Below are 25,793 nucleotides of genomic sequence, written 5' to 3'. Positions count from 1 at the left end.
GTAACTGATCCTCTCGACAGGGGTACAGGCTAGCGATAATAAAAGGCTACCGGCTTGCCCTGAATCTGCTGGATCGTCATGTCCAGATCATACAGATCCTGCATGATTTCAGGTGTAATGACGGCCTCAGGACTCCCCATATACACCAACTGCCCTTCCTTCATCGCTAAAATACAATCCGCGTAGCTGGCTGCAAAATTGATATCGTGAAGCACCAGTATAACCTGCTTGCCCATTTCATCAGCCGCACGCCGCAAGAGCTTCATAATGCCTACGGCATGCTTCATATCCAGATTATTCAATGGCTCGTCCAGTAGCAGGTAGCGCGTATCCTGACACAGCACCATGGCAATATACGCACGTTGACGCTGCCCACCTGACAACTCATCCAGATAGCGATGCCGTAGCCCGAGCAGATCCAGAAACGCCAGTGCCTGTTCAATCTTGAACTGATCCTGTTCGTTAATCCGCCCCTTGCTGTAAGGGTAACGCCCGAAACTGACCAGATCTTCAACCGTCAAGCGTGTACTGATCTGGTTTTCCTGACGCAGAATTGCCAGGGTTTGCGCCAGACGATCACCGGCACAATGATGGACATCCAGCTCATCTACACGCACCCAGCCTTCATCAGGACGCTGCAAGCGACTGATCAAACCCAGCAGCGTGGACTTTCCTGCACCATTGGGTCCGATAATAGCCGTCACACCGGCGCCCTTGAGTTGAAAGCTGACCTGATCAACGACCTTCTGTGTCTGATAGGCCTTATTCAGCCCTGCTACTTCAATCATCGTCTCCCCTGCCGTATCACCAGAATCAGAAAAAATAGACCACCGATAAACTCGATAATGACACTCAACCCTGTTGCAAAACTCAGCACATGCTCCAGCACAGCCTGACCGGCAATGAGGATCATTGCCGCCAGCCCAACTGCCATGGGTACGACATACACATGCCGATGCGTACCCGCCAGCTGATAAGCCAGATTGGCAACCAGCAAGCCAAAGAAGGTTACCGGGCCGACCAGCGCGGTGGAAACAGAAACCAGCACGGCAATAGCGATCAGAATCAGCATCATCAAGCGCCGGGGGTTCAACCCCAGATTAACTGCCTGATCATTACCAAGCGCCAGTACATCCAGTGCATGACGGTAACGCCAGCCAAACAGCGTTACCAGCAACGCCAAAAATGCCGAGACGCCCAACAAGGTCGAATCTATCTGGTTGAAGCTGGCAAACATCACATCCTGCAACAGATCAAACTCCACCGGATCCATCAGCCGGGCAATCATCGCATTCAGACTGCGAAACAGCGTTCCCAGGATAATTCCCACCAATACCAGGATATGCAGATGACGTTGCTGACGAATGAACAGCCAGTAATACAGCAGGCACATTGCACCCACCATGATGAAGACTTCGCCCAGCCATTTCAGTGAAGGATTGATTTGACTGAAAAAAATGCTGCCCAGGCTGTAAACCATCAACGATTGCAGTAGTAGATAGAGAAAATCAAACCCCATGATACCGGGGCTCAGAATGCGGTTATGAGTGATGGTCTGAAACAATACCGTTGAAACAGCAATGCAATAGGCCACCAGCAATAAGCCCAGTAACTTTTCACCACGAAATGGCAGTGTAAATGCCCAGCCTGCACGCACGTTCAAGGTCATGAACAACAGGCAGGCCAGCAATACACCGACCAACAGCAACCCAAGGCGCGTTGCTGGAGACAAAGACTTAAACATGACTTGGCTGTGTTCGCTTCAATAACAGATAGATAAAAAACACGCTCCCGATCACCCCCATAACCGTTCCGACTGGCACTTCATAGGGATAACGGAGCAGACGGCTCAACAGGTCGCAAAACAACATGAAACCCGCTCCCAGCAATGCCACCCAGGGTAAACTGCGCCGGAGATTGTCACCCATCATCAGACTAACCACATTGGGCACAACCAAACCAAGAAAAGGCACCACGCCAGCAGTGGTCACGGTGATGGCAGCGATCATCGACACCAAGAGCAGCCCGGTAAACAGTACCAACGCATAGTTCATACCCAAATTGGTGGTAAAGCTTCGCCCCATACCCGCCAGCGTGAAACGGTCGGCATACAGATAGGCCAGGACTGCACAAATCAGGGTCACCCAGAGCAGCTCATAGCGTCCCCGCAGCAACACGGAAAAATCACCGTTGGTCCAGTTAGCCAGTGATTGCAACAAATTGAAGCGGTAGGCAATAAAGGTAGCAACTGCCGCCACAACACTGGAAAACATAATGCCTACCAGCGGAACCATCACGGTCGAACGCAACGGGATTGAGCGCAGCAGCAGCATGAAGATCAGACTGCCGACCATCGCAAAGGCTGTTGCAATCAGTGTTTTGGACAACACACCGAGTCCTGGCGCAAACAGTGTCATGACCAGCATCCCCAGCAACGCCGACTCCAACGTCCCGGTTGTAGAAGGCTCAACAAAGCGATTGCGTGCCAGCATTTGCATGACCATCCCGGCCACAGCCAGAGAAATACCGGTCAACATCACCGCCAGCGTTCGGGGAATACGACTGATCAGCAGTACCTGCGTCGCTTCATCGGTAAGATGGGTCAGCGACAGGTCCATCACGCCGACCATCATGCTCAGCATCGCCAGAAGTGCGAGCAGTGCTACACCTGACAACCAACGCAGTGAGTAAAACGGGTTAGTGTGCACCGTCGAGCGCGTCATGAACTTCCTCAATCATGGCGGGGGTCGCATTCAATCCGGCTACCGTCACATACCAGATCTGCGGATTTAAATAGATCACCCGGTTGTTCTGCCAGGCTCGCGTCTGATGGATTAACTCATTGTCCAGCAGTGCACGGGCGGCATCGGTACCTGCATTAATCGCGCTATCCCGGTCCAGCACAAACAGATAGTCAGGGTCTGTTTTCAGAATAAACTCAAAGGATACCGGATCACCATGCGTGCCCTCCTTCAGATTGTCTGCCGCCGGAACGATTCCCAGGTGCTCATGTAACCAGCCCGTCCGGGAGCCCTGACCATTGGCTGAAACACGTCCACCTGATGTAATGATGACCAAACCGTTCTCAACATGCTCGGCCAAGGCGCGCGTATCCTCCAGTTGCGCATCAATCTGCGCCAAACGTGCTTCAACTTCAGCTTCTTTATCAAACACCTGCCCCAGAATGCGCATGTTGCGGTAAAAGTCCGGCAGAAAATCAGTAAACTCATGGCTCAGATCCAGGGTCGGTGCCAGGCGATTCAATTGACGATAACTGGGTGCAGAACGCCCGCCGATAATAATCAAGTCCGGCTGCAGCGCAGCCAGAGCTTCAAAATCGGGCTCAAACAACGACCCAATTTGCTGGTAACGGGCATCCGCGTAATGGGCCAGATGAGGAGGAAGAAAGTCCTTCGGTACGCCAAGCACGTCTATACCCAGGGCATCCAGAGAGTCCAGCACGCCGATATCAAAGGTAACCACCCGCTGAGGGACCTGTTGCAACTGCAATTCACCCTGCTTATGCTGAACCCGTATTTCTGCAACGGCTGCCCCGACCAGACACAGTGACAGCACAATCGCCAGTATGGCTTTTCTAAACGATGGCATCGTGTTACTCCTCATCCATTACCTGATGTCTTTCATGATGGTAGGCTTCCTCATCGGCTTGTCGCTTCCAATAAGGCACCGCATAGAGATGTTCCTTGGCAACCTTCAGGTCCTGGCGCAGCCAATTGCGCAGAGCAACAATTTCATGATGTTCACCTGCCAGCCAGAAGGACAGCTGTGCGCCATCAGGGCGCTCTGCTTGCTGCAAGGCAGGCAAAAGCTGCAAACCTGCCGATACAGGTGATAACCAATGCACCTTGATACCGGTCGGTACTTTGCCAAGCAAGTGACGTACATCTTCGGCTGTCTGCAACCAGACCTGCCCCCTGGCGCTCTCCGGCAGGTTTTCAAGCAATGCCGCAATACCGGGCAGTGCGGTCAAGTCACCAGCCAGCCAGTAAAGATCTGCTGTTGGCAGCATGGGATCAGGCCCGCCGGGCAAGGTAACCGCCAGGCGACTTCCAGGCACCGCCTGTCTTGCCCAGTCACAGGCCGGCCCCTGACCATGCAACACCATATCTACAGTCATGACCTGCTCCACCGGATCAAAGTGGCGAACTGTATAGGTACGTACCCAGGGTTTACTTGATGGGTCCTGCCAACGCGGCTTTCCTTCGACGATATCAGGTAATTGAGGGTTGATCTGCCCTGCTTTGGGTAACATCAACTTGATATGTGCAGCAGGCTGGGGGTAGGGATAGTCCTGTAAATCGCCTGCCAGCTCCAAACGCATCAGTTGGGAGGATAACTGCTGCCTGGAACGCACCTCGACAATCCGAGGTCCTGAATGACGCATCATTGACTCCTTAAACACAGATAATGAATGTCACATTAAGACGAATAATTCTCATATAGGTTCATATTAACAAATAAGTTTTATAACAAACAGTCTAAAAAGACGGAGGGAAGCTCAGGAAACCAGCCGAACAGATAAAAAAAGGCCCTGAAATCAGGGCCTTTTTAAGAAGAAGCGAGGTGTATTATGAATCCGGTGATGCTTTCGCATGCTCCTGATTTTCATAAATCAGAATAGGCTCTGAGGTACCCTCTATCACCCCTTCATCAATGACAACCTTCGAGACGTTTTTCATTGCAGGCAGCTGATACATAATATCCAGCAGTGTTGCCTCAAGAATGGAACGCAGGCCACGCGCCCCGGTACGTCGCTCCAGTGCTTTTTTCGCTACGGCACGCAAGGCTTCCTTACGGAAGTCAATCTCGGCACCTTCCATCTCAAACAGAGCTGCATACTGCTTGGTCAGACTGTTTTTCGGCTCGGTCAGAATCGAAATCAGCGCTTCCTCATCCAGCTCGGACAGAGTAGCGATCATCGGCAAGCGTCCAACAAACTCGGGAATCAGGCCAAACTTTACCAAATCTTCAGATTCGACGTTATGCAACACCTCGGTCAGGTTTTTCTCATCCTTGCTTTTAACGATTGCATTGAAGCCAATGGAGCTGCGCTCACTGCGATCACGGATGATCTTTTCCAGACCGGCAAAAGCGCCACCCACAATAAACAGGATATTAGAGGTATCAACCTGCAGGAACTCCTGCTGGGGATGCTTGCGCCCGCCCTGAGGCGGCACAGAAGCAACAGTACCCTCAATCAGCTTCAGCAATGCCTGCTGTACGCCTTCACCGGATACATCGCGGGTAATGGAAGGATTGTCAGATTTACGCGAAATCTTATCGATCTCGTCAATATAGACGATCCCTATCTGCGCACGCTCGACATCATAATCGCATTTCTGCAGCAGCTTCTGGATGATATTTTCAACATCCTCTCCCACATAACCCGCTTCAGTCAGCGTCGTCGCATCCGCAATGGTAAAAGGCACATTCAGCAGACGCGCCAGCGTCTGTGCCAGCAGGGTTTTACCGCTTCCGGTAGGCCCGATCAGCAGAATATTACTCTTGCTCAGCTCAACATCCGGCTTTTTCTCTTTCAGCTTAAGGCGCTTATAGTGATTATAAACAGCTACCGCCAGAACCTTCTTGGCGCGCTCCTGCCCTATCACATACTCGTCCAGAGCCTTTTTCAATTCAGCAGGAAGCGGCAGCTTGTCTGACACTTCACTATCAACAACATCCTGAATCTCTTCACGAATAATGTCGTTGCACAAATCCACACATTCATCACAGATAAAGACAGATGGTCCCGCTATCAGCTTGCGCACTTCATCCTGACTTTTTCCGCAGAAAGAGCAGAAAAGCTTACTGTTTTCCCCTTTTCCGCTTGTCTCATCTGACATTCTGATACCTCAAAACTTATCAATACCAACGCCGGCATTACCAGCGTTCTGTTTTACTCAAGATGCAACGCTACGCTGAGTCAGAACCTGGTCTATCAGACCATAATCCCGCGCAGCTTCCGGATCCATAAAGTTATCACGCTCGGTATCCCGCTCTATGGTTTCCAGATCCTGCCCTGTATGGTCAGCCAGGTGACGATTCAGCTTTTCACGTATCTTCAGAATTTCACGAGTGTGAATTTCGATATCTGTTGCCTGACCCTGATATCCACCCAGTGGCTGATGAATCATGACACGAGAGTTTGGCAGTGCAAAACGCTTGCCTTTGGTTCCGCCCGACAGCAAAAACGCACCCATGCTCGCAGCCTGACCGATACACATGGTACTTACGTTCGGCTGAATAAACTGCATAGTGTCGTAAATCGCCATACCTGCGGTCACGGAACCACCCGGAGAGTTAATATAGAGATGAATATCCTTCTCAGGATTTTCAGCCTCCAGAAACAGCAACTGGGCCACAATCAGATTAGCCATATGGTCTTCAACCTGACCGACCAGGAAGATCACGCGCTCTTTCAGAAGACGAGAGTAAATATCATAAGCCCGCTCGCCACGAGAGCTCTGTTCGACGACCATGGGTACCAAGCCGCCAGCATTCCTGATGTCACTGCGTCCGGTGAAAATCTCTGACATATATAAATCTCCTGATAGCCAGTGCAAAAATATAGCCTATATAAAATGAAAAAACGACAGCTGGCAACCAGCTGTCGTCTTGCAGATCAATAACACATTCAGTAAAAACTGTGTTATTCCGCAGCCTCACCACGCTGAGCAGGCTTGATAGCTTCTTCGTAACTCACCTGCTTTTCGATCACTTTAGCGCTGGCCAGCAAATGCTCTACAACCTGCTCTTCCAGTACCAGTCCTTTGATCTGATTCAGGATCTCATTGTTACCGTAGTAATAATCGATCACTTCCTGCGGGTCCTGATAGGTTTCCGCCATCTCTTCAACAGTTTCACGAACCTTCTCATCAGATGGCTCTATCTTGTTGACTTTAATCAGTTCCTGCATCAGAAGACCGACTGAAACACGACGCTTGGCCTGTGCTTCAAACATATCTTTTGGCAACATGTTCGGATCAATCTTGGCATCAGGACCACCGAACTGCTGAACCGCCTGACGGCGCAACACATCGATTTCACGGTCAATCAGCGCAGCCGGAATGTCAATCGCATTCAGCTCAATCAGCTTGCCAAACACCTGATCCTTCAGCTTGGTTTTCAGCGCATGCTTGAGTTCACGCGCCATGTTCTTTTTCACTTCAGCACGGAAACCTTCAACAGTGCTTTCTTCAATGCCAAAGCGAGCAAAGAAGGCTTCATCCAGCTCAGGCAGCTTCTGTCCTGAAACACTGTTTACCTTCACTTTGAAAACGGCAGCCTTACCCTTCAGGTTTTCAGCATGGTAGTTCTCTGGGAAGGTCACATTCAGATCCAGAGCATCGCCAGCGGAGACACCTTCCAGACCCGCTTCGAATCCCGGAATCATGCTGTTTGAGCCCAGCACCAGATCCATCGCTTCGGCACGACCACCCTCGAACGCTTCACCATCAATAAAGCCTTCAAAGTCAATATTCAAACGATCGCCATCTGCTGCAGCGCGCTCAACTGTTTCCCAGTCGCCCTGCTGCTTGCGCAATGTGCTGATCATCTCATCCAGATCAGCCTCAGTAATCTCTGCAGACAGTTTCTCAACCTCAACAGCAGAGAAGTCTGCCAGCGCGATTTCAGGGTAAACTTCGAAAGTGGCCACAAATTCCAGGTCTTCACCTTCAACATCCTTACGGAATTCAATGCTCGGCATACCCGCCGGCATCAACTTCTCCTGGTCTACTGCCTGGTAGAAGGACTCCTGTACCACCTGACTCAGCACATCGGAACGGATCGCTTTGCCGAACATACGCTTGATAACAGAAGTTGGCACCTTACCGGGACGGAAGCCATCCAGACGGCGGCTGCGCGCCTGCTGCTGAACCTGCTTGTTAACATCCTGATCAATACGCTCAGCCGGAACAGTGATGGTAACCTGACGCTCAAGGCCGGAAGTCGTTTCAACAGAAACTTGCATGGAATTCCTCACAAATACATTGCCGCAAAAAAAGATGGCCTGCCTGCATAATGACACCAGCCTGCAAACCGGGTTACTGACCGGACGGCAGCACGCCAAACCCGAATTCTAAAGCGCGAAATTTTCCGTCAACTGCGCTCAAGAGTCAAGTTAAACCCGCAGAAGCGAAATAAAGAAAAGTATTTTAAAAATCAGATTGAATAAAAATAAGGAAATAAAAACAAGAAGATAAAAGATGAATGGGGTGGACGATGGGGCTTGAACCCACGACCGCCGGAATCACAATCCGGAGCTCTGCCAACTGAGCTACGCCCACCATAACATCTTTCAAAACGTGGTGCGGACGGAGAGACTCGAACTCTCACACCTTGCGGCACCAGAACCTAAATCTGGCGTGTCTACCAATTTCACCACGTCCGCAGTTTACAAGTAGAGATTGGGGTGGACGATGGGGCTTGAACCCACGACCGCCGGAATCACAATCCGGAGCTCTGCCAACTGAGCTACGCCCACCATATAGTCTCTCTTGCGTGGTCAGGTTACTGGCGCGCCCGGCAGGACTCGAACCTGCAACCTACGGCTTAGAAGGCCGTTGCTCTATCCGGTTGAGCTACGAGCGCATTTAAGCCTGACCCTTCAGAACCGGATCTCAAAAATGACACCCGTCTCAGAAGTGGTGCGTATCCTAAGTGAGCAAAGCGAACCCGTCAAGTCCAAATTTTAATTTTCAACAAAAACAATCCCTATCGCCTGTCGCTCATACATATGTTGAGTTCGTATTTATGCGACTGGGCTTTTATGAGAAACTAGCGGCCTTTTCAGATGATTGAGCAACAGGGGCCAGTTTCCAACGATGAGCGCACACATAATTGATGGTAAGCAGATTGCACAACAGGTACGCAATCAGGTCAAGGCAGGCATAGCAACACGTATCGAACAAGGCAAACGCCCTCCTTGTCTCGCCGTAGTACTAATTGGCCAGGATCCGGCTTCACACATTTACGTCAAACACAAAAAACAGGCCTGCAAAGAAGTCGGCATTGAGTCGGCGGCTCACGAACTGCCTGCAGACATCTCGCAACAGCAGCTCATCTCGCTGATTGACACCCTCAATCAGGATACAGCCGTTGATGGCATCCTTGTTCAGCTCCCCTTGCCCGCTCATCTGGACACCACTGCGATTCTTGAGCGCATACGTCCTGATAAGGACGTTGACGGTTTCCATGCATTCAACCTGGGAAGACTGGCACAACGCATTCCGGCATTACGCCCCTGCACGCCCAAAGGCATTATGACACTGCTGCGATCTACTGGCGTCGATCTCTACGGTCAGGAAGCCGTCATTGTTGGCGCTTCCAACATTGTTGGTCGCCCCATGACACTTGAACTGTTACTGGCCGGATGCACCACCACCACAACACATCGCTTCACCCGCGACCTGGCGGCGCACGTCAAACGTGCCGATATACTGGTGGTTGGCGTCGGCAAGCCAGGCATCGTCAAGGGCGAGTGGGTCAAACCTGGCGCCATAGTAATAGATGTAGGCATCAACAGACTGGATGATGGCAGCGTAGTCGGTGATGTTGAGTATACCCCCGCAGCAGAACGCGCTGCATGGATCACCCCCGTCCCGGGTGGCGTAGGCCCCATGACCGTCGCCAGTCTGATGGAAAATACACTTGAGGCGGCCATTCAACTATCACCCTGATAGTCAACCAACCGCGACATTGTGTCTCACTTCAAGACATTCCTTTTTCTTTAAAATTGAAGCATTTCCAACTACGAGAAATGCTTCAAATGAACAACATCTGCACTCTGCTAAAACGAACCGCTTTTTTAGCCATCACCGCTCCGCTGCTTTCACATGCATCAGACAGCATAAGAATTGACACATTATTCGTATCGGCAACCGATAGCGCTTCTCCGGTACAAGACGTTCAAGCCAGCGTTCAAGTCATCACCCGGAAAGAATTGGACCGCTTCAATGATTCCAGTGTTTCACAAGCACTCAAGCACGCTGTTGGTGTATCAACTTCAGATAGCGGAACAACAGCTGACATATCCATCAGAGGCTTTAATCGCAACCACACGCTGGTGCTTATTAACGGCCAACGAAGAACAAACAACTACGGAAGCAGCAACCTCAATCAAATCAGTTTTTTTGATATTGATCGCATCGAGATCATTCGAGGCCCGCTGTCTTCCCTGTATGGATCTGACGCACTTGGAGGAGTCGTTAATGTTATTACCCGTCAGCCTGGAGAAAACCCCGGAACCAGCATTCTGGTAAAGACAGGAACCAGCGATCAAAACCGCGGGCGGGAGTCCCTGCAAACCGGTATCAATTTCCGGCAAGGCAGCGAGAACGCTGGTCACAGCCTGACTCTTGAACAAGATTACCGAAATAGCTTTAAACATCGTGACTCTACCCTGGATGACTTTGCAGAGTTGAACAACTGGTCAATTAACTATAGAGGCCAGTATTCCTTTGATAATCAAAATCGCCTGAACTGGACCCTGGAAACCTACGACCGAAAATCCGATGCAGATGCCACTATCAGCATCGACAACCCCATCAACCGCTTTGAACGAGAGAAACGTTATTTCACTGGTATTCACTACACCCACTCAACAGACGACAATGAACTGATCCTCCGCGCCAGCGCCGGTGATAGCCAAGGCTCCACTAACAGAAGCTATCCAACGATTGAAACAACAGATTTCAGGCAGTATCAGGGCGATGCTCTTTACCATCGTTTTTACAACTCTCATATATTCAGTATCGGGCTAGGCAGCCTGCATGACCACCTGGATGTCAGCATCAACAGCCAGAAAGCCACACAACGAAACACCTTCTTTCTCTTACAGGACCAATGGACCCTTACCGACAATTGGCAACTCGTCTATGGCGCAAGGTATGACCAATATAATGATTTTGGCAACACCTTAAACCCGCGCTTATCACTCGGCTGGTCAGATAGTCGCTGGAGTGCGCGTGTAGGTTATGGCACTGCTTTTCGATCACCCAGCTTACTTGAGCAGTATTCTGAATTTGTACGAGGTCGATTGATTATAAAAGGCAATACCGATCTACAGCCGGAAGAGTCCGAAACCTGGGAGGCCATGATCAGGCGCAATTTAGGTCAGGGTTATATTGAAGCCAATATCCACCACAATAAAATTGAAAACCTGATTCAATCCCTTACCACAGAACAGCAGCAAGGCTCGCTAACAGTCGTTGAATACAGGAATATAGGGCAGGCTACAATACGAGGCGCTGAGCTTGTAGCCTACTGGCCTCTGACCAGTCAGTTTGATCTGCATGCAAGCCTGGAATGGCTGGATGCAAAAGATACTGAAACCAATGAGCGATTAACAGGAAGAGCAAAGTTTTCCGCCAAAAGCGAAATTAACTACACCCCAAGTCGCTTCAGCTCTTACAACCTCAGATTACGTCATATGAACGACTATTTATCTGTGGATGCATCCGCACCACGAGGTGCAGCGCCCCGCAACACCAACCTCACCCTAACCGACATCAGCGCAAATTTTCAGCTAAACAACAACATAGGGCTAACGGTCGGTATCGATAACCTGTTTGATAACCGAGACCCTGAAAATTTCACCATAACCAGCGCAGGAAGCCAGCGCAACAGCCCGGATGCTCGGTATTTTCATCTGGCAGCACGAATTGACTTTTGATGGATCAAGGCGAGATCAACAGCATGAACAAAATCATTGCAACATCACATACCCATGATCCGGCTCTGTCCAATACGGCTAAAAATGAATTAACCGCCTGGCCCCTGTTAGGCTGGCTGTTAAAAAAAGGCTTTTTAATGACAGGATTGCGGTTGTTTGCATGCTCGACTTTCGTCGTAGCAATCATCACCGGATTGCTTTTCAATGATGCACGAGTCGGCCTGGCAACACTGGTATTCTGGGGTATATTTTGGCCTTTGCTCACGGCTATCGTAACCCCTTCATTAGGAAACCTGTTTTGCGGTATCTGCCCGCATGGCTTTATAGGCAAGAAACTCAACAAGCTCGGCCTGCAACGCTCTTTTCCAAAGAAGCTGAAAGGCATTTGGGGAGGCGTATTTGCCATAGTGCTCGGATACTGGGTCATCGCATATGCAATGCCAGGGTTCTTATCATCTTCTACTCGCAATACAGCTATCTATTTCACCCTGTTTACACTGGCCGCATTCACCATTTTTTTCATCTACAAAGATATGGCATGGTGCAAACACATCTGCCCACTCGGTCGAGTGCTTTCTACGCATGGGAAAATAGGCATTTTACAAATTCAAACAGATCAAAACGATTGCAACCAGTGTAAAAGCTTCGACTGTGTTAAAGCCTGTAGTTATCACCTGTCACCGTTTAACTTTGAAAAACGCAACAATATGGGCTCTTGCACCCTATGTATGGACTGTATCACTGCGTGTAATAGCGTAAAACTGGTTGCCAAAACGCCAGGCTCCGCACTGAAGGCACCGATCGCCAATCAGAATAAATACGAAATGTGGGTATTTGTAATCATCCTTGGTGTTGCCGGAGTTGGCATACAATTTCTGCACGGTTTACAACACACCCCTCTGAAGCCCTACCTTCCCTGGACTCTTCTGGGCGATATGATGCATGGATACCTACCTGTCAATCCAGAGTCATTTAATATAGGCAGATTGCTGGCCCTGGTAATGGGCCTGGGAATCACGCTGACAGTCTCGACATGGGGTTACTGGAAGGCTTCACATATTTTAGGCATCCACTGGTCACACACAGCCAACACTTTGGCTGTTGCACTTGCTCCATTAGCAATTATAGGCTTGATACCTCATGCTGTTACAGGCTTTACAACCCGAACCGCTCACACACTTAGCAATGAAGTCAGCACACTTCTGGGAGCTAACTGGCAAATAGCACCCCTGGCCGCTCGGGGAGATGCCTGGTTTACTTACTTAAACTGGCTGCCTTACTTAGCCATGCTATGGACACTCTGGCTACTCTGGCAAAGAAGCGCACTGCTGACCAGCCACCCATCTACTCGCTTCAAAATATTTTTCTACGGGTCACTTCCGGCGATTACCTACATGATTATTTTTGCTATCAAAGTGCTCGCCTTGGTATTGATGGATGGTACTGAACATGCGCACTAGACATTACATTCCAAGAGCAACGCTTATGGCAGAATCAACAAGTCTCACGTTGTACGCCAAAAATCACGACAATGTACATTTATCTCAAATATATCCATACAGGGTTTGAAAACTCAAATGGTAACGTTTATCATTCTTATAACGACTACTAAGCACTATCATATGGGTTATTATGGAAAACGTCGAACAGTCACTGGATACATCAGAACTCATTAACAATGAGACCACCCCAGAGTTGACTGAGCTGTCAACTGAGTTGCCAGATACTGCAAACTCTGAAATGGTGGACGCTGCTTCAACACTGGACACCTCATTGCTGGACACCTCAGCCCTTCCGGACAACCTGGAGCCGATAGCCACCAGTCAGCTGGATACACTTCTGAACCTTCTGGATATTGGCGGTCCTGTTGTATGGATTCTGTGTGTGTTTTCAGTATTCGCTCTGACGCTGATCCTGTTGAAATTCTGGCAGCTTTCTGTTGTAGGCGCGGGTGGTAAACGAAAAACGCGCCAGGCGATTCAGCACTGGAATCAGGGTCGTCACGCACAAGCTATCGCTGATCTGGAAGGCAGCCGTCAGGCCCTGCCCCGTCTGATAGGCACTGCCATGCGCGGTGTACACCAGCAGGGCGACACCCCACAGTTGCGTGAAGAACTCAGTCGTCTTGCATCTGTTGAAATGGAAAACCTGCGCTCATTCCTGCGTCCACTGGAAGTCATTGCGAACCTGAGCCCTCTGCTGGGTCTTCTTGGTACGGTGCTGGGCATGATTGTCGCATTCCAACAGATGGAACTGGCTGGAAACCAGGTCGATCCAAGCGTGCTCTCTGGCGGTATCTGGCAAGCCCTGCTGACAACGGCTGCAGGTCTGATCGTTGCCATTCCGGTGTTTCTGGCCCACAGCACACTGGAACGCAAAACAGAGCGCATCGCACATGATATGGAAATACTGACAACCAGCGTCTTTACACGCAACTGCCTTGACGCTGCCAATTTGAAGACTGCAACCCAGAAGCAAGCTGACGAAAGCGACTGGAGCACCGCGGATGGAGCCGTCAATGCAGCTTAACCTTCAATCAGGAAAACGACGCAAGCCCCTGAGCCTGACACCCTTGATTGATGTGGTCTTTATTCTGTTGCTGTTCTTTATGCTCACCTCCAGCTTCATCAAATGGCATAACATGGAGCTGGCGGTGTCTGCACCTTCTCAATCCAGCAGCCGGAGCAATGACACGCCACCACTTGTGTTCAGACTGAACGCTGAGGGTGAGTTGAGAGTGGCTGGCCAGGCCTATACGCCATCCCAGGATGCAGATCTTCAGCTATTACTGAATGACCATGCAGATGCCAGTATTATTCTGCAAACTGCCGATGAGGTGGATGTACAGCAGATTGTTTCAACCATCGACAGGCTCAAGCGCCTTGGCGCAGACGGTGTCTCCCTGAATACGGATCGTTAGTCATCATGAAGCTGTTTCCTGCAAAGCCAACACGCAATAACAATGATGACAATGTTATTCCATTGATCAACATTGTATTTTTAATGCTGATCTTTTTTATGCTGGCCGGACAGATTACATCCACTGATGCGCTTCAGGTGATGCCCCCCAGCTCTGAAACGCAAGCCCCTACTGTGCCTCTTGAGCTTGAACTCTTGATGGATGCCGAAGGTACGTTGGCGTTTAACAACCAACGCATCACCTCTGAAGAACTGAGAGATACACTCAGTCAGCTTCATGAGTCTCACAACGAGATACAGCTGGCGCTGAAAATTGATGGCGAGGCAACCGCTGCACGCCTCAAACCATTACTCCAGCTATTGACCGAAACCGGCATGAAACAGGTTACCCTTTATACTCGTCAGACAAGCACAGCCTCATGATTTTAACCAAACGCCACGTAATGATCGCGTTTATCATTGCGCTACTTCTGCATTTGAGTCTGGCTCTCGCCTGGATTCTTAACCGAAAAACGACTGAAGAAACCGCCATCCAACCCGGACTGGCAGGTGTCACTGTCAGCCTTGCCAGTGCGGGTGATCTGGTGGATGCCAGTGAAGCTGCTGCGGCTGCAACATCCACGGAAGAGCAGCCTCCTGTTGAAGAAGAACCAACCGAACCATCAGAGCCTCAGCCGGAAACGCCTGTAGAACCTGAGCCAGAACCAGAACCTATTCCGGAACCGGAACCGGAACCTGTACCTGAGCCTGAACCCATTCCTGAACCTGAACCTGAGCCTGAGCCTGAACCCATCCCTGAACCGGAACCCGAGCCAGTACCGGAGCCCAAGCCTGTGCCGCCACCTCCGCGTCCACAGCCAGCACCCGTACCCCAACCCGCTCCAACACCGACCGAACGTGTTGCAGACGTAGCATCTGAAGGCTCAGAAAGCAGCGATACTCTGGATACCAGTGCCAGCGAAGCCAGCACTGCCGGAGCGCACACTCAAGGCCAGGATGAAGTGATTGATACCGGCGGAGACCCGGCAGCAGAAGCCAACTACTTTGCTCAACTCAGCCACTACCTGGGTCAGCACAAGCGCTACCCCATGGCCGCACGTCGCCAGCGTCGGGAAGGTGTTGCGGAAGTAGAGTTCACGCTCAGCAGGACAGGTCGTGTTCTGAATGCCCGCCTGTTGCGCAGCAGCGGCCATAACCTGCTGGATCGGGAAGTGATGGAGATGCTGGAACGGGCCGCGCCCATGCCAGCATTTCCTTCTTCAATTACCGCTGAGCAGCTGGTTATTACCCTCCCCGTCAGCTTTAGCCTCAGCGATCGATAACGGCTCAGCGTACGGGCGTAATGCCCGTCAGCGCCTGCAGTGCAGACTCGACAACCTCTCGACCTATGTCTCTTGTAATAAAGACCAGCCGGGAGCGCTGATCCTCTGTTGGCCAGTCGGGCAGTGAAACCGGCGGATGAAAGATGTGCTGTACACCATGAATCACCAAGGGTTTGGATTGGCCCTGAATATTCAAAATACCTTTCACGCGCAAAATATTTTCACCCATAAAGCTCATCAGCACTTCCAGCCAGGTGGTCAACTGCTCCTCTGTGAGCGGGGTTTCAATTGCGAAACAGAACGCACGAATACGATCATCATGACGATTCACATCATGGTGATCATGGTGGTGGTCGTGATGATGATGGTGGTGGTCGTGATGATGTCCGTGATGACAATGAGAGGACGCCTCCTCATTCGGCTTATCCTCTGCAAAGGCTTCTTCACGCAACCAGCGCTGTACGTCTGGCGCCTTGTCTCGTGATGAGAACAAGCCCAGATTCAATAACCTGCCAGCTGTAGCTTCACCCTCGCTGACAGACCACTGAGGGGCAGCCGGATTTATCTTGCGTAAACGTTTCTTCAATAACGCAAAGTTTTCAGTAGAAACCAGATCCTGCTTTGACAACAACAGAACATCCGCAACCGCGGCCTGCTTCACTGCTTCCATATGCTGATCCAGTGTCTGATCCCCTGCACAGGCATCAACCAGCGTGATCACACCATCGAGCCGATAACGTGACGCCAGCTGTGGATGGGTCATCAGGGTATGTAATATTGGCGCTGGATCTGCCAGCCCGGTAGTTTCGATCAATACACGACTAAAATGACGCTCACCCCCACGCGCAAAACGCCAGGTAATATCCTGCAGTGTTTTCACCAGGTCGCCACGAATCGTACAACACAGACAACCGTTGCCCATCTCCATAATCACATTCTCGGTAGAATGTGCCACCAACATGTGATCAAGCGCCATCTCGCCGAACTCATTGATAATGATCAGGGCGTCCGCAAATTCTGGCTGCTTGACCAGTTGATTCAGTAAACTGGTTTTACCACTACCCAAAAAACCTGTTAACAACGTGACAGGGATTAAACCTGCCTTCTCGGGTGAATCACTCATGTATTTACCTTGATATTAAGCTGTGAAAGCACAGCCTTAGTTTGCGAAATCCATGGAAAGAAACAGGCGCCAATCGTTTAGTGGTACTGCAGGTGACCGATGCATAACACCTTTGTCCTGATTGCCATACCAGCCTGCCCCCTTTAACAGTGCGATATCGCCCGTATCGAGCTGGTTAAAAGCGTCGACCGGATCCTTATCACTTATCTGCTCAGGTGATAGCCAGTGCGTTGCCGGGCCGCGAAGTGTCATTACCAGCCGACAAGGTACCTGATCTCGATGAAACCTGGGACACATAGCTCGATCTAAAAGCTGCATTCTAAAACCCAAGGCTCTCAACTCAAACAGATAACAGAACATCTCAGCTAATGTTTCTATGGCCTCAACCAGATCTTCCTTCCCCTCACCGTCCCTGAGCTGCAACTTGAGGTAATCGCCCAGCGCTTCAGGAGCCAGAATCTCACGAATCGAAAAATGGCGGTGAAGTTGTTGAAAAGATTCTGCATATCGAATGGCTAAATCACTCATCTGCTGGTGCCAGATGACAATCTGTGTTTCAGAATGAAAAATTTCTGATAGTACGGAAGCCTGATCACCCATCACCACATAGGATGAAGCGTATTGTTGATGAGTAAAAGCTGTCATATAGAGACACCTGATAGATAGCACTTGTTACAATATAACATTTACTATCTATCAGGCGCTATAAAAAATGAAAGTCAGATAACAGATGTCATTCAAAAAGCCGCTGCCGAAGGGGAAAGACAGCGGCTCTGAACCTCTTAATCGTCCAGATTAAAAGTTGACATTCATTGATACGAACAAGCCACGTCCCGGCAGGATGTTATTGTAAGCATTGCTTTGCGCTGTGCCTCCATCAAAACGGTCATAAGTGCTGTAGTCAATAAAATCCTTATTCAACAGGTTCGTCAGGGTACCATTCAGGGTGACATTTTGATTCACGGCATAACGTGCACCAAGATTCAGCAATGTATACCCTTTGAAATCACCCAATACGATATTGCTGTCACGATGCCCTGGTCCGGCAAGCCCTTGTGAATTTCCGCCGTTCATAGGCTCGTGGAAATTACGTGGACGGAAGGCACTGGAGCGATATTCTGCCGTCATAAAGGTTTCAAGCTGAGGTGTTGTTTGCCAATAAACACCTGCATTCAGCATGTGATCTGGCACACTCACAAAAGGATCACCCGCTAATGAGGATACAGCCTGAGCCAAGTTTGCCCGCGGCTGAGTGCTCTTAAGCTCGCTGTCTGTGTAAGTGTAGTTAGCCTTTAAGGTCCACTCTGGCAAGAAACGATACGCGGCACTCAACTCAAGCCCCTGTATAACAGCTCGGCCAACATTAATATCCTGACCGCTGTTTGCACCCGTTCCACCTTCAATCAAGTCCTTGATTTCATTTCGAAACACAGTGGCCTGAGCGGCGAAGTTATCTTGATTGTCATACTGCACTGAGAATTCAACGTTGGTACTGCGCTCAGGGTTCAAGTTAGGGTTACCAAACAAAGGCGTACTCCCACCATCCCCAAAACCATTCACACCGCTGGTCGATTGCTCCATCAGAGGTGCGCGGAAACCTCGTCCAATGCCCCCTTTAACAGTCCACTCGTCAGTTGCGGTATACACGGCGTAGATCCGAGGAGTAAACTCACCACTGATGTCTTCATATTTGTCGTAACGCAAACCGCCCGTAATCGTCAAATCATCCGTAGCTGACCATGCATCCTCAACAAAGACACTGTACTGCTCCCGCTTAAGTGTCTCAGGCAGAATACCGTCTTCAAATTTAGGGCGTGCGTACTGTCCACCCACCGTCACAAGGTGATCATCAAACTCGTTAATCAGGCGTGTATCCAATACCAGTGTCTTCAGCTCCAGCGTCCGGTGTGTACCATTTCGGGAGGCATCAGGAACAGCTCCAGAGTTGATGGTACGCCCTTTGGTTACAACTTTATCGTGTGTCAGACTGGTTTCAAGCAAGCCGATACCATACTCCCCCATATGACCGATACGGAACTGATCACGCTCAAATTCCAGCTCACGACTGTAGCCACGTGTATAAGAGGCAGGGGTATCCGTGACACCATTCAAACGGCCAACCTGTCCGATACTGTTATCCAAAGACTGACGCGTTGTATCAAAGCGCAGGGTAATTTCATTCTGAGCATCAGGCGTAATCACCGCCCTGCCGCCAAAGGTATAGACATCCGACTGCGTAGGGTTTTGTCCCATTGTCCGGTTATCTGTCAGGCTGGGAGTTGTACCGGGGATTCGAACATTCGATGCTGAACGATCCAGAACTCGACCGTAAAACTGCAATCCCACCATGTCATTCAACGCACCTGCGGCATAGCCTTCAACAGTCTGCACTGAACCAAATTTAGATGACTGGTACTGTTGTGTTGATACGGTGACAGACCGTTCCCAATCAACACCTGGATTACGGGTAATGATGTTTACAACACCTCCAATCGCATCAGATCCATAAAGCGTTGACATAGGGCCACGAATCACTTCAATGCGCTCAATCGCCTGCACCGGTGGAAAGAAAACAGATTGAGAATCGCCAAATGAATTGGGTGCCACTGTTGCTGATAAATTCTGCTTGACGCCATCTATCAACACCAGCGTATAACGGCTCGGCAAGCCTCGCAGGCTGATCGTCTGATTGCCTGTTTTACCATCACGCGCATCCAGTGAACGTGTATTCACACCCTCAATGCGCGCCAAGGCATCTGCAATACTGGTGATATTTTCACGCTCAAGCGTATCACGTGTAATCACAGTCACACTTGCTGGTGCCTGAGATGCATCTTGCTCAAAACCCGACGCACTGACTACAACTGAATCAAGTCGTTGAGGCTGCGTATCATTGGCATAGACTTGCGAAGTACCAAGCCAGGCAATCGTCGCCATAGCACAGCATTGAAACAGACGATTAGGCTGCAGGCCTATCCGATTAGTTGATTGATTGAAGGTTTCAGACATAAGTACTCCCGTCCTGTAAATAAATTGAAACCTGATCGTAATCTAATTGATAATTTTTATCAATACGATCAAATATCGCAATATAGGGACGTTAGTCGTGTCGTGGTTTATGCTCTGGCAGAATCAATACAAGTCTGTATGCAACCTTTCCTTCATAAGTTCACTGTCAAATAACTGCTGCAGCGTCTGGATGACGGACTCGCCAAAACCAGACAAACTGCCACAGATATAGATGTGCGCGTTGCGCTGTAATATCCACTCGCGTAACTCTACCTGTTTTTGCAGCAGGCGGTCTTGCACATACTCTCCAGACTGGCGAGACCAGACACAGTCAAGCTGCGACAAAACGCCCTGTCGCTGAAAGTCCGACAGTGCATCGGCAAAGTAAGCATCATGTTCAGGGAACTGTTCACCGAAAAACAACCAATGACCCGCCGTTGAGCCTCTCTGCTGGCACTGGGCCAGAAAACCTATAAATGGTGCGATACCGGTACCGGCTGCGATCATAATTAATGGAAAATCATGTGACAGATGGAATCCAGAATGCACACGCACACTGGCCAGTACAGGATCACCAGGTACCAGGCTGCAGAGATAACCTGACGCATTTCCGGTACTGCCATCGGCTCGCCGGTATTTTCTCACCAACAGATCGACCTCTCCCTCAGTACAAGAGGCAATGGAGTAAAGGCGCTCATGCAGTGGTTTTAGTTGATCAATCAATGCCTGAGGGGTAGCCGCTTGCTGGTCGGTCCAGTCCAGCTTTAATAACAGGGTGCCCAGCCGTTCAGCTTGACCGTGATAAAAGACTTCAGCATCTCCGGACCATCCCAGCAAGGATAACCGTTGCTCAATCACCTCAGGATGAATCCTGGGTAAAATGGCTAAAAGATCCCCCGGCTGATAGCTCAAATCTGCATGCCGCAAGCGCAAATGATGCACATGTCGCGATATCTGCTCAGGATTCAGACACTGGTTTTGCACCAGCGTGGCAGTACTATATGCCAAGTGTACTGGATCAGAAGCACTTTCTTGATGCTGAAGCGGAAGCTGTAACCACCAGTCATTCACAGACTGCATATCCATTTGATCCACTTCTGCCAGTGGCAAAAGCTGTTGAAACCCCTTCGCCAGCATCAGCTGTTGCAGTCGATGACCAAAAGCGCAGAAACTCGGGTAATGGCTGTCACCCAATGCCAATACGCTAAAATCTGCAGGTTTACTCGGTAATACGGCCTGCTGCAGCTGCTGCATAAACGCTTTAGCTGTATCCGGCGCATCACCCTGACCACAAGTACTGACAACAAATAACACATGCTCGTAATCTGACAAGCGCTCAACATCCAACTGAGAACAGCAACAGAGCTGACTGTGCGGCAGAATACGTTGATGCAGAGTGTTGGCAAGCTGCATAGCGCTTCCTGTCTGACTGGCATAGGCAATCAACCAGCGTTTCGGCTCAAATTGCGATTTTCCGGATGACCGGACTAACCAGATCAAACACCCTAGCAACAGGATCAGTGGCGCAATATCCCTGAATGAAACGGAGTGGACGAAAGATAACGACAGGGATGCATTCAGATGCAGTAACGACAACAAGGCCAGCATCAACAGCAGGATATAACGCCAGTGCTGCTTCAGACCCGTAGTCAAAAGCAAACCCAGTGCCCCACACAAGCTGGCCATTGATAGCCAAAAAAGCTGCTGTAGCAGCTTGAGCACGCCCTGCTCTGTCGATGTTATATAATAGACTTGCGCATCTGGAAAAAACCGGTCATCCAGCTGCATTGACAGCAACAGCAACCCGGTCATCGCCAGCAACCCCATAGTCCAACAGACCAGCAAGGGTGTTATGAGCACAGACCGTTTTACAAGTGTTTGTATCAATCCAGTCACCGTTCAGTTCTCAGTGCATCAGGTAGATAATCAGCACAAATACAGCACTGCCGACAGACACCCAACTGATTGTTGAAACGCGCTGAAGCCGGTTCATAAACAACAACCAAAACCCGGTCAGACAAAATATCAGCATCAGCACCGCTGAAAGGTCTGAAAACCAACGCCAGGCTTCACTGACACTTTTAACCCGATGCACATTATTCAGCATCTGCATTAACGGCAGCGTCAACGAAAACACCTCTGCCCGACCTTCATCCGGGTATACTTCTACAGAACGACTGGCATTAGGCCCTTCCAGCACCAGCATCAACAGCGGTTCGTCTTCCTCCCACTCCAGCTCGATCCTGACACCACGAACGGCATGCACCTCATCCAGCCATGTCAGTACACGAAGACTGTAAAGTGTCGGGTTTTCCTGCCAGTCCAGCTCGATAATCTCATCCGGGAGTTGAACCTCCAGTTGCTGACTACGCGTGTCACCCAGCGACATTTCCGGATGATTGAGAAAAAAACCTGTGACAGCAAAAAACACCATCGACAGTAACACCGGAACTGCACTGTAAACATGCAACCAGCGCACCCAACGATTGAGTTGTAGCATCAAACTCACGGACGGTTAACCTGAATTGCTGCTTCAAGACTGACAAGCCACTCAGGCAAAGAGCCAACGCTCAGGCGTTGCAACGTTTCAATCACCCAGATACTTTCCGTATCGGGCTCTGGTGTCGAGGTCATCAACAGATCACCAGCGTCCGCAACCAGCGGAATACCCAGTGTATAGGCCAAAGGCATCAGACGTTCATCTGCCAGACTCAGGGTGGTTACACCTGATTCAGCCAATTGATTATCTATACGAATTTGTGTCTGCTGGATGGCTCGTTGCAGTGCAAAACGGTTTTGATCTATGGTCGTAGCGTGCTCAGGCCACACCCGCCCCAGATCTCGTGCAGCGACATTAATCATCTGTGTCAGATTATTCAGATCCAGCCAGAAAAACTCACTTTCCAGCGCTGCATCCGGACGCATGAGCACACGGGCACCACCAGGTGACAGTTCAGTCGCCAGATCAATGGGTATGGTCCTGATCGACAGAGTACGCATGAGTGGGTAGAGTTCCAGCGATGGCCAGACAGATTCAACCGTGATCACGACATCAGCTTCTGTCAAAGACTGACTGTCAACCCGTCGCAGCCAACCGGAAATACGATTGATCGGCAAACGCTCTGGAGCCAGGAATACGACATCAATACCGGTATCCTGCAATAGCTCCTGAGCAATCAAATGCACTACTGGCATCACGCTGACGACCCGACCCGCAGTCTCAGCATGCAGTGACAGACTGAACAGACAGCAAACTGTCAGGGCAAGCTTACGCAAATATTTCATTGCACCTTTCTCCAACGACGAACACCTAAAGCCAAAATAAAGAATGCAGACGCGATCATCACGATAGCGGCCCCCGAGGGTATCGGCATCGCACCAGCCATCGGTAATAAGATACCGAGCAAACAACTGAGAGTTGAAAAAATGACCGAAAACCAGAAAAACTCTCGTCCATTACGGCTGATCATCCGTGCCGCTGTCGCCGGAATCAGGAGCAACGCACCGACCAGGATGGCACCAACAACTTTAACTGACGCTACAGTCACCAGTGCGATCAGCAATACGAATACGTAATCATAAAGCCTGACCGAAATTCCCCGGGTTCGTGCCAGCTCAGGTGACAGACTTGCGAGGAGAGCCCGGTTACCGGAATACAGCAACAAGGAGACTGAAATAAGTGCAATCAGCAGCAGCACCAGAATATCCATATCTCTTACAGTCAGGATTGAACCAAACAGAACATTTTCGAGAATATGGACATTCACACGTTTAGCCACATAGAGCAGCAATGCAGCGCCCAGTGCAATCGCAAAAGACAAAAAGACCCCCACCAAGGCATCATAGGGCACTTGGGTACGGCTTTTAATCCAATGCAACAGCAGAGCAAACAGCGTACAAAAGCAAAATAAAGCAACCAGAGGCTGTGTCACTGGCTCACCCAGAAGAATTCCGATCGCCACACCCGTTAAGGCACCATGACCAACAGCTTCAGAAAAGAAAGCCAGGCGTTTAACCACGACCAAGGGCCCCAAAGCCCCGAGAATCGGCCCCATAATGCAGGCCGCAACCAGAGCGTTGGTGAGAAAACCGTACTGAAACATTTCTGGCAAATAGCCTGATGCATAAAGCTGATAAGTCAGCTGACGTAACATTTCCATCAGGCACAGGCCTCTGCTATCAGCGAGCTCTGCTTGCGAGACACCATACGATGCTGCGCAAGCCCTCCTTCAATGATCCAGAGTTCATCCGCATATTGCTGGATCCATTCCATATCGTGGTGAACAACGAACACCGTGGCACCCTGGTCGCGCAACTGTGCAATTTCAGCTGTCATGCTGAGCTGGCCAGCCTGATCCAGGCCGGTCATCGGTTCATCAATACACCAAAGCAGACTCTGTCGTTCCAGAGCCTGAGCAAACAGCAACCGCTGCCGCTCTCCACCAGACAATTGTCCCAGCCGTAAATGGCGTTTAGACGCCAGGCCAACACGTTGCAACAACTCATCAATCCTCTGCAGGTGGGCATCACGACGTTTGAAAAACAGCGGCCAGCGGGTGATGGATGTCAGCATAAACTCTTCAATGGTCACCGGTAGTGATGCCTCGAAGGCACTCTGCTGAGGCACATAGGCAATCTGTCCAGGGCGCCCGGACCAGTGCCGTAACACCTGCCCTGTATGGGGCATCAGTCCTAACAGACATTTAATAAATGATGACTTGCCCGCACCGTTCGGACCACTGATGGCATGCAATCGTCCAGGCTTGAACATGGCCGAAATCGGCTCCAGCAGTACGACTCGATTCAACTGCAATGACAGAGACTGTACCTCAATAGCCGGCCCCATCATGGAGACACTGCCGTAGTCAGCGCTTTGACCAGTGTTGCAAGATTGTGCTCCATTTCCCGCATGACCAGATCCGCATCGTACTCACCATGGGTCATATGGGAAAAGTGGTAAATACCTATACCTGTCGCATCCTCAATCACACTGACATAGCGATTTTCCATGTCCAGCTCGGTAAACAGGACACGGATATTTGCAGCACGAATGCGCTCTATCGTATCCTGAAGTTGTGTCGCATTGGGTTCCACACCGTGGGCTGGCTCGATCACCGTATCAATACCTATGCCAAACTCCTGCAACAGATAACCATAGGCATTATGGGTACTGGCAATACGCACACCAGACAAATCCAGCTCCAGAATTCTGCCAAGATAGCGGTTTTTCATCGCGCGCAACTCACGGGCATAGCGTAATGCATTCGCCTGGTAATAAGACGCGTTATCCGGATCCAGCTGCCCCAGCTCACGTGCAATGGTATAGACCTGACGAATGGCAGCATCGATTGACACAAATGTATGTGGGTTATAACTATTACTGCCTCGCCCGGACGACAGCAGTGGCAGATCCTGATTTGCATAAATCACGGTCAGATTAGGCAGTTCTAGATTTTCCAATGCATGCATGACAAATTCGTCATGACCGATCCCGTTCACAACCAGCGCATCCATACGCGATAAACGCCGCAGGTCAGATGGTTGCATTTCATAACTGTGGGGATTGAACCCACTTTCTATAACTGGCAACACCTCCGCACGCTCACCAGCAACCTGACTGACATAACTGTAATAAGGGTGAAGTGTGATACCGACCACCAACTTGTCTGCCTGGGCTGTCATGCACAAAAACAGCGACAAAGCTCCCAGAAGTACTCTTTTCATC

At 50.1% G+C, this 25,793-nt stretch carries 24 protein-coding genes and 4 tRNA genes; 7 read left to right on the top strand and 21 right to left on the bottom strand.

All coding sequences use genetic code 11. The annotated features are described in order from the left end of the window. Positions 1-29: 29 nt before the first annotated feature. The 12 genes from ADINL_RS08170 to ADINL_RS08115 all read right to left on the bottom strand — a co-directional run bounded on the left by ADINL_RS08170 (position 30) and on the right by ADINL_RS08115 (position 8,613). Positions 30-788 (bottom strand): iron ABC transporter ATP-binding protein, encoded by a 759-nt coding sequence (locus ADINL_RS08170; RefSeq protein WP_036546199.1) that lies wholly within the window; start codon positions 786-788, stop codon positions 30-32. After that, entirely contained in the window at positions 785-1,744 is a 960-nt protein-coding gene (locus ADINL_RS08165) for an iron chelate uptake ABC transporter family permease subunit (protein ID WP_036546192.1), read from the bottom strand. The genes ADINL_RS08170 and ADINL_RS08165 overlap by 4 nt, the downstream gene beginning before the upstream one ends. Continuing rightward, positions 1,737-2,723, bottom strand: a complete 987-nt coding sequence (locus tag ADINL_RS08160) for an ABC transporter permease (protein WP_204368216.1) — start codon at positions 2,721-2,723, stop codon at positions 1,737-1,739. The genes ADINL_RS08165 and ADINL_RS08160 overlap by 8 nt, the downstream gene beginning before the upstream one ends. Beyond that, complete coding sequence (locus ADINL_RS08155) at positions 2,698-3,609, bottom strand: siderophore ABC transporter substrate-binding protein (protein ID WP_051632655.1); 912 nt, start codon at positions 3,607-3,609, stop codon at positions 2,698-2,700. The genes ADINL_RS08160 and ADINL_RS08155 overlap by 26 nt, the downstream gene beginning before the upstream one ends. A 4-nt stretch (positions 3,610-3,613) precedes the next feature. Beyond that, positions 3,614-4,405, bottom strand: coding sequence for a siderophore-interacting protein (locus tag ADINL_RS08150; protein ID WP_051632654.1), 792 nt, complete (start codon positions 4,403-4,405; stop codon positions 3,614-3,616). A gap of 184 nt (positions 4,406-4,589) precedes the next feature. Further along, a complete protein-coding gene (clpX, locus tag ADINL_RS08145; protein WP_036546189.1) occupies positions 4,590-5,864 on the bottom strand; it encodes an ATP-dependent Clp protease ATP-binding subunit ClpX in 1,275 nt (424 codons plus the stop codon). A gap of 57 nt (positions 5,865-5,921) precedes the next feature. Then, positions 5,922-6,557: an ATP-dependent Clp endopeptidase proteolytic subunit ClpP gene (gene clpP / locus ADINL_RS08140; protein ID WP_036546186.1), complete on the bottom strand. Its 636-nt coding sequence runs from the start codon at positions 6,555-6,557 to the stop codon at positions 5,922-5,924. A gap of 113 nt (positions 6,558-6,670) precedes the next feature. Then, positions 6,671-7,993: a trigger factor gene (gene tig, locus ADINL_RS08135; protein WP_036546183.1), complete on the bottom strand. Its 1,323-nt coding sequence runs from the start codon at positions 7,991-7,993 to the stop codon at positions 6,671-6,673. A 240-nt stretch (positions 7,994-8,233) separates the two neighbouring features. Then, positions 8,234-8,309 (bottom strand) — tRNA-His (locus ADINL_RS08130). Between the two features lie 19 nt (positions 8,310-8,328). Then, positions 8,329-8,413: transfer RNA gene (locus ADINL_RS08125), tRNA-Leu, on the bottom strand. A 17-nt stretch (positions 8,414-8,430) separates the two neighbouring features. After that, positions 8,431-8,506: transfer RNA gene (locus ADINL_RS08120), tRNA-His, on the bottom strand. A 30-nt stretch (positions 8,507-8,536) separates the two neighbouring features. Continuing rightward, positions 8,537-8,613, bottom strand: a tRNA-Arg gene (locus tag ADINL_RS08115). Between the two features lie 233 nt (positions 8,614-8,846). Here ADINL_RS08115 and folD point away from each other — a divergent pair. The 7 genes from folD to ADINL_RS08080 all read left to right on the top strand — a co-directional run bounded on the left by folD (position 8,847) and on the right by ADINL_RS08080 (position 15,936). Then, a complete protein-coding gene (folD, locus tag ADINL_RS08110; RefSeq protein WP_036546181.1) occupies positions 8,847-9,701 on the top strand; it encodes a bifunctional methylenetetrahydrofolate dehydrogenase/methenyltetrahydrofolate cyclohydrolase FolD in 855 nt (284 codons plus the stop codon). Between the two features lie 89 nt (positions 9,702-9,790). After that, on the top strand, positions 9,791-11,695 hold the full coding sequence (locus ADINL_RS08105) for a TonB-dependent receptor plug domain-containing protein (protein ID WP_161667743.1): 1,905 nt from the start codon (positions 9,791-9,793) through the stop codon (positions 11,693-11,695). Between the two features lie 23 nt (positions 11,696-11,718). Further along, positions 11,719-13,155, top strand: a complete 1,437-nt coding sequence (locus ADINL_RS08100; protein ID WP_161667742.1) for a 4Fe-4S binding protein — start codon at positions 11,719-11,721, stop codon at positions 13,153-13,155. 172 nt (positions 13,156-13,327) lie between these two features. Continuing rightward, positions 13,328-14,224, top strand: coding sequence for a MotA/TolQ/ExbB proton channel family protein (locus ADINL_RS08095; protein WP_152547647.1), 897 nt, complete (start codon positions 13,328-13,330; stop codon positions 14,222-14,224). Then, on the top strand, positions 14,214-14,615 hold the full coding sequence (locus tag ADINL_RS08090; protein WP_036546170.1) for an ExbD/TolR family protein: 402 nt from the start codon (positions 14,214-14,216) through the stop codon (positions 14,613-14,615). The genes ADINL_RS08095 and ADINL_RS08090 overlap by 11 nt, the downstream gene beginning before the upstream one ends. Before the next feature lie 5 nt (positions 14,616-14,620). Beyond that, complete coding sequence (locus ADINL_RS08085) at positions 14,621-15,037, top strand: ExbD/TolR family protein (protein WP_036546161.1); 417 nt, start codon at positions 14,621-14,623, stop codon at positions 15,035-15,037. Next, positions 15,034-15,936 carry an energy transducer TonB gene (locus tag ADINL_RS08080; RefSeq protein ID WP_036546158.1) on the top strand — a complete coding sequence of 301 codons (903 nt, stop codon included), beginning with the start codon at positions 15,034-15,036 and terminating at the stop codon, positions 15,934-15,936. The genes ADINL_RS08085 and ADINL_RS08080 overlap by 4 nt, the downstream gene beginning before the upstream one ends. Before the next feature lie 4 nt (positions 15,937-15,940). Here ADINL_RS08080 and ADINL_RS08075 read toward each other — a convergent pair whose 3' ends face one another. From ADINL_RS08075 to ADINL_RS08035, 9 genes are all read right to left on the bottom strand, one after another. Continuing rightward, on the bottom strand, positions 15,941-17,059 hold the full coding sequence (locus ADINL_RS08075; RefSeq protein ID WP_036546154.1) for a CobW family GTP-binding protein: 1,119 nt from the start codon (positions 17,057-17,059) through the stop codon (positions 15,941-15,943). Between the two features lie 36 nt (positions 17,060-17,095). After that, positions 17,096-17,704, bottom strand: a complete 609-nt coding sequence (locus ADINL_RS08070; RefSeq protein ID WP_051632653.1) for a DUF1826 domain-containing protein — start codon at positions 17,702-17,704, stop codon at positions 17,096-17,098. Positions 17,705-17,854: 150 nt separating this feature from the next. Next, complete coding sequence (locus ADINL_RS08065) at positions 17,855-20,068, bottom strand: TonB-dependent receptor domain-containing protein (RefSeq protein ID WP_204368215.1); 2,214 nt, start codon at positions 20,066-20,068, stop codon at positions 17,855-17,857. Positions 20,069-20,191: 123 nt separating this feature from the next. Next, positions 20,192-21,928, bottom strand: coding sequence for a flavodoxin domain-containing protein (locus ADINL_RS08060; RefSeq protein ID WP_152547646.1), 1,737 nt, complete (start codon positions 21,926-21,928; stop codon positions 20,192-20,194). Between the two features lie 46 nt (positions 21,929-21,974). After that, positions 21,975-22,568, bottom strand: a complete 594-nt coding sequence (locus ADINL_RS08055) for a PepSY-associated TM helix domain-containing protein (RefSeq protein WP_239644355.1) — start codon at positions 22,566-22,568, stop codon at positions 21,975-21,977. Between the two features lie 5 nt (positions 22,569-22,573). After that, positions 22,574-23,353 (bottom strand): metal ABC transporter substrate-binding protein, encoded by a 780-nt coding sequence (locus ADINL_RS08050; protein WP_036546146.1) that lies wholly within the window; start codon positions 23,351-23,353, stop codon positions 22,574-22,576. Next, positions 23,350-24,228 (bottom strand): metal ABC transporter permease, encoded by an 879-nt coding sequence (locus tag ADINL_RS08045; protein WP_036546143.1) that lies wholly within the window; start codon positions 24,226-24,228, stop codon positions 23,350-23,352. The genes ADINL_RS08050 and ADINL_RS08045 overlap by 4 nt, the downstream gene beginning before the upstream one ends. Then, positions 24,228-24,917 (bottom strand): metal ABC transporter ATP-binding protein, encoded by a 690-nt coding sequence (locus ADINL_RS08040; RefSeq protein WP_036546141.1) that lies wholly within the window; start codon positions 24,915-24,917, stop codon positions 24,228-24,230. The genes ADINL_RS08045 and ADINL_RS08040 overlap by 1 nt, the downstream gene beginning before the upstream one ends. Further along, a complete protein-coding gene (locus ADINL_RS08035) occupies positions 24,914-25,792 on the bottom strand; it encodes a metal ABC transporter solute-binding protein, Zn/Mn family (RefSeq protein ID WP_036546137.1) in 879 nt (292 codons plus the stop codon). The genes ADINL_RS08040 and ADINL_RS08035 overlap by 4 nt, the downstream gene beginning before the upstream one ends. Position 25,793: the final 1 nt, after the last annotated feature.

Origin of the sequence: Nitrincola lacisaponensis, assembly GCF_000691225.1 — a bacterium.
Taxonomy (GTDB): domain Bacteria; phylum Pseudomonadota; class Gammaproteobacteria; order Pseudomonadales; family Balneatricaceae; genus Nitrincola; species Nitrincola lacisaponensis.
This window is presented reverse-complemented; position numbering and strand designations above follow the sequence as displayed.

Coding starts and splice junctions, on each gene's coding strand:
- ADINL_RS08170 (WP_036546199.1), bottom strand. CDS start 788: ATGATTGAAGTAGCAGGGCTGAATAAGGCCTATCAGACACAGAAGGTC.
- ADINL_RS08165 (WP_036546192.1), bottom strand. CDS start 1,744: ATGTTTAAGTCTTTGTCTCCAGCAACGCGCCTTGGGTTGCTGTTGGTC.
- ADINL_RS08160 (WP_204368216.1), bottom strand. CDS start 2,723: ATGACGCGCTCGACGGTGCACACTAACCCGTTTTACTCACTGCGTTGG.
- ADINL_RS08155 (WP_051632655.1), bottom strand. CDS start 3,609: ATGCCATCGTTTAGAAAAGCCATACTGGCGATTGTGCTGTCACTGTGT.
- ADINL_RS08150 (WP_051632654.1), bottom strand. CDS start 4,405: ATGCGTCATTCAGGACCTCGGATTGTCGAGGTGCGTTCCAGGCAGCAG.
- clpX (WP_036546189.1), bottom strand. CDS start 5,864: ATGTCAGATGAGACAAGCGGAAAAGGGGAAAACAGTAAGCTTTTCTGC.
- clpP (WP_036546186.1), bottom strand. CDS start 6,557: ATGTCAGAGATTTTCACCGGACGCAGTGACATCAGGAATGCTGGCGGC.
- tig (WP_036546183.1), bottom strand. CDS start 7,993: ATGCAAGTTTCTGTTGAAACGACTTCCGGCCTTGAGCGTCAGGTTACC.
- folD (WP_036546181.1), top strand. CDS start 8,847: ATGAGCGCACACATAATTGATGGTAAGCAGATTGCACAACAGGTACGC.
- ADINL_RS08105 (WP_161667743.1), top strand. CDS start 9,791: ATGAACAACATCTGCACTCTGCTAAAACGAACCGCTTTTTTAGCCATC.
- ADINL_RS08100 (WP_161667742.1), top strand. CDS start 11,719: ATGAACAAAATCATTGCAACATCACATACCCATGATCCGGCTCTGTCC.
- ADINL_RS08095 (WP_152547647.1), top strand. CDS start 13,328: ATGGAAAACGTCGAACAGTCACTGGATACATCAGAACTCATTAACAAT.
- ADINL_RS08090 (WP_036546170.1), top strand. CDS start 14,214: ATGCAGCTTAACCTTCAATCAGGAAAACGACGCAAGCCCCTGAGCCTG.
- ADINL_RS08085 (WP_036546161.1), top strand. CDS start 14,621: ATGAAGCTGTTTCCTGCAAAGCCAACACGCAATAACAATGATGACAAT.
- ADINL_RS08080 (WP_036546158.1), top strand. CDS start 15,034: ATGATTTTAACCAAACGCCACGTAATGATCGCGTTTATCATTGCGCTA.
- ADINL_RS08075 (WP_036546154.1), bottom strand. CDS start 17,059: ATGAGTGATTCACCCGAGAAGGCAGGTTTAATCCCTGTCACGTTGTTA.
- ADINL_RS08070 (WP_051632653.1), bottom strand. CDS start 17,704: ATGACAGCTTTTACTCATCAACAATACGCTTCATCCTATGTGGTGATG.
- ADINL_RS08065 (WP_204368215.1), bottom strand. CDS start 20,068: ATGTCTGAAACCTTCAATCAATCAACTAATCGGATAGGCCTGCAGCCT.
- ADINL_RS08055 (WP_239644355.1), bottom strand. CDS start 22,568: ATGCTACAACTCAATCGTTGGGTGCGCTGGTTGCATGTTTACAGTGCA.
- ADINL_RS08050 (WP_036546146.1), bottom strand. CDS start 23,353: ATGAAATATTTGCGTAAGCTTGCCCTGACAGTTTGCTGTCTGTTCAGT.
- ADINL_RS08045 (WP_036546143.1), bottom strand. CDS start 24,228: ATGGAAATGTTACGTCAGCTGACTTATCAGCTTTATGCATCAGGCTAT.
- ADINL_RS08040 (WP_036546141.1), bottom strand. CDS start 24,917: ATGATGGGGCCGGCTATTGAGGTACAGTCTCTGTCATTGCAGTTGAAT.
- ADINL_RS08035 (WP_036546137.1), bottom strand. CDS start 25,792: ATGAAAAGAGTACTTCTGGGAGCTTTGTCGCTGTTTTTGTGCATGACA.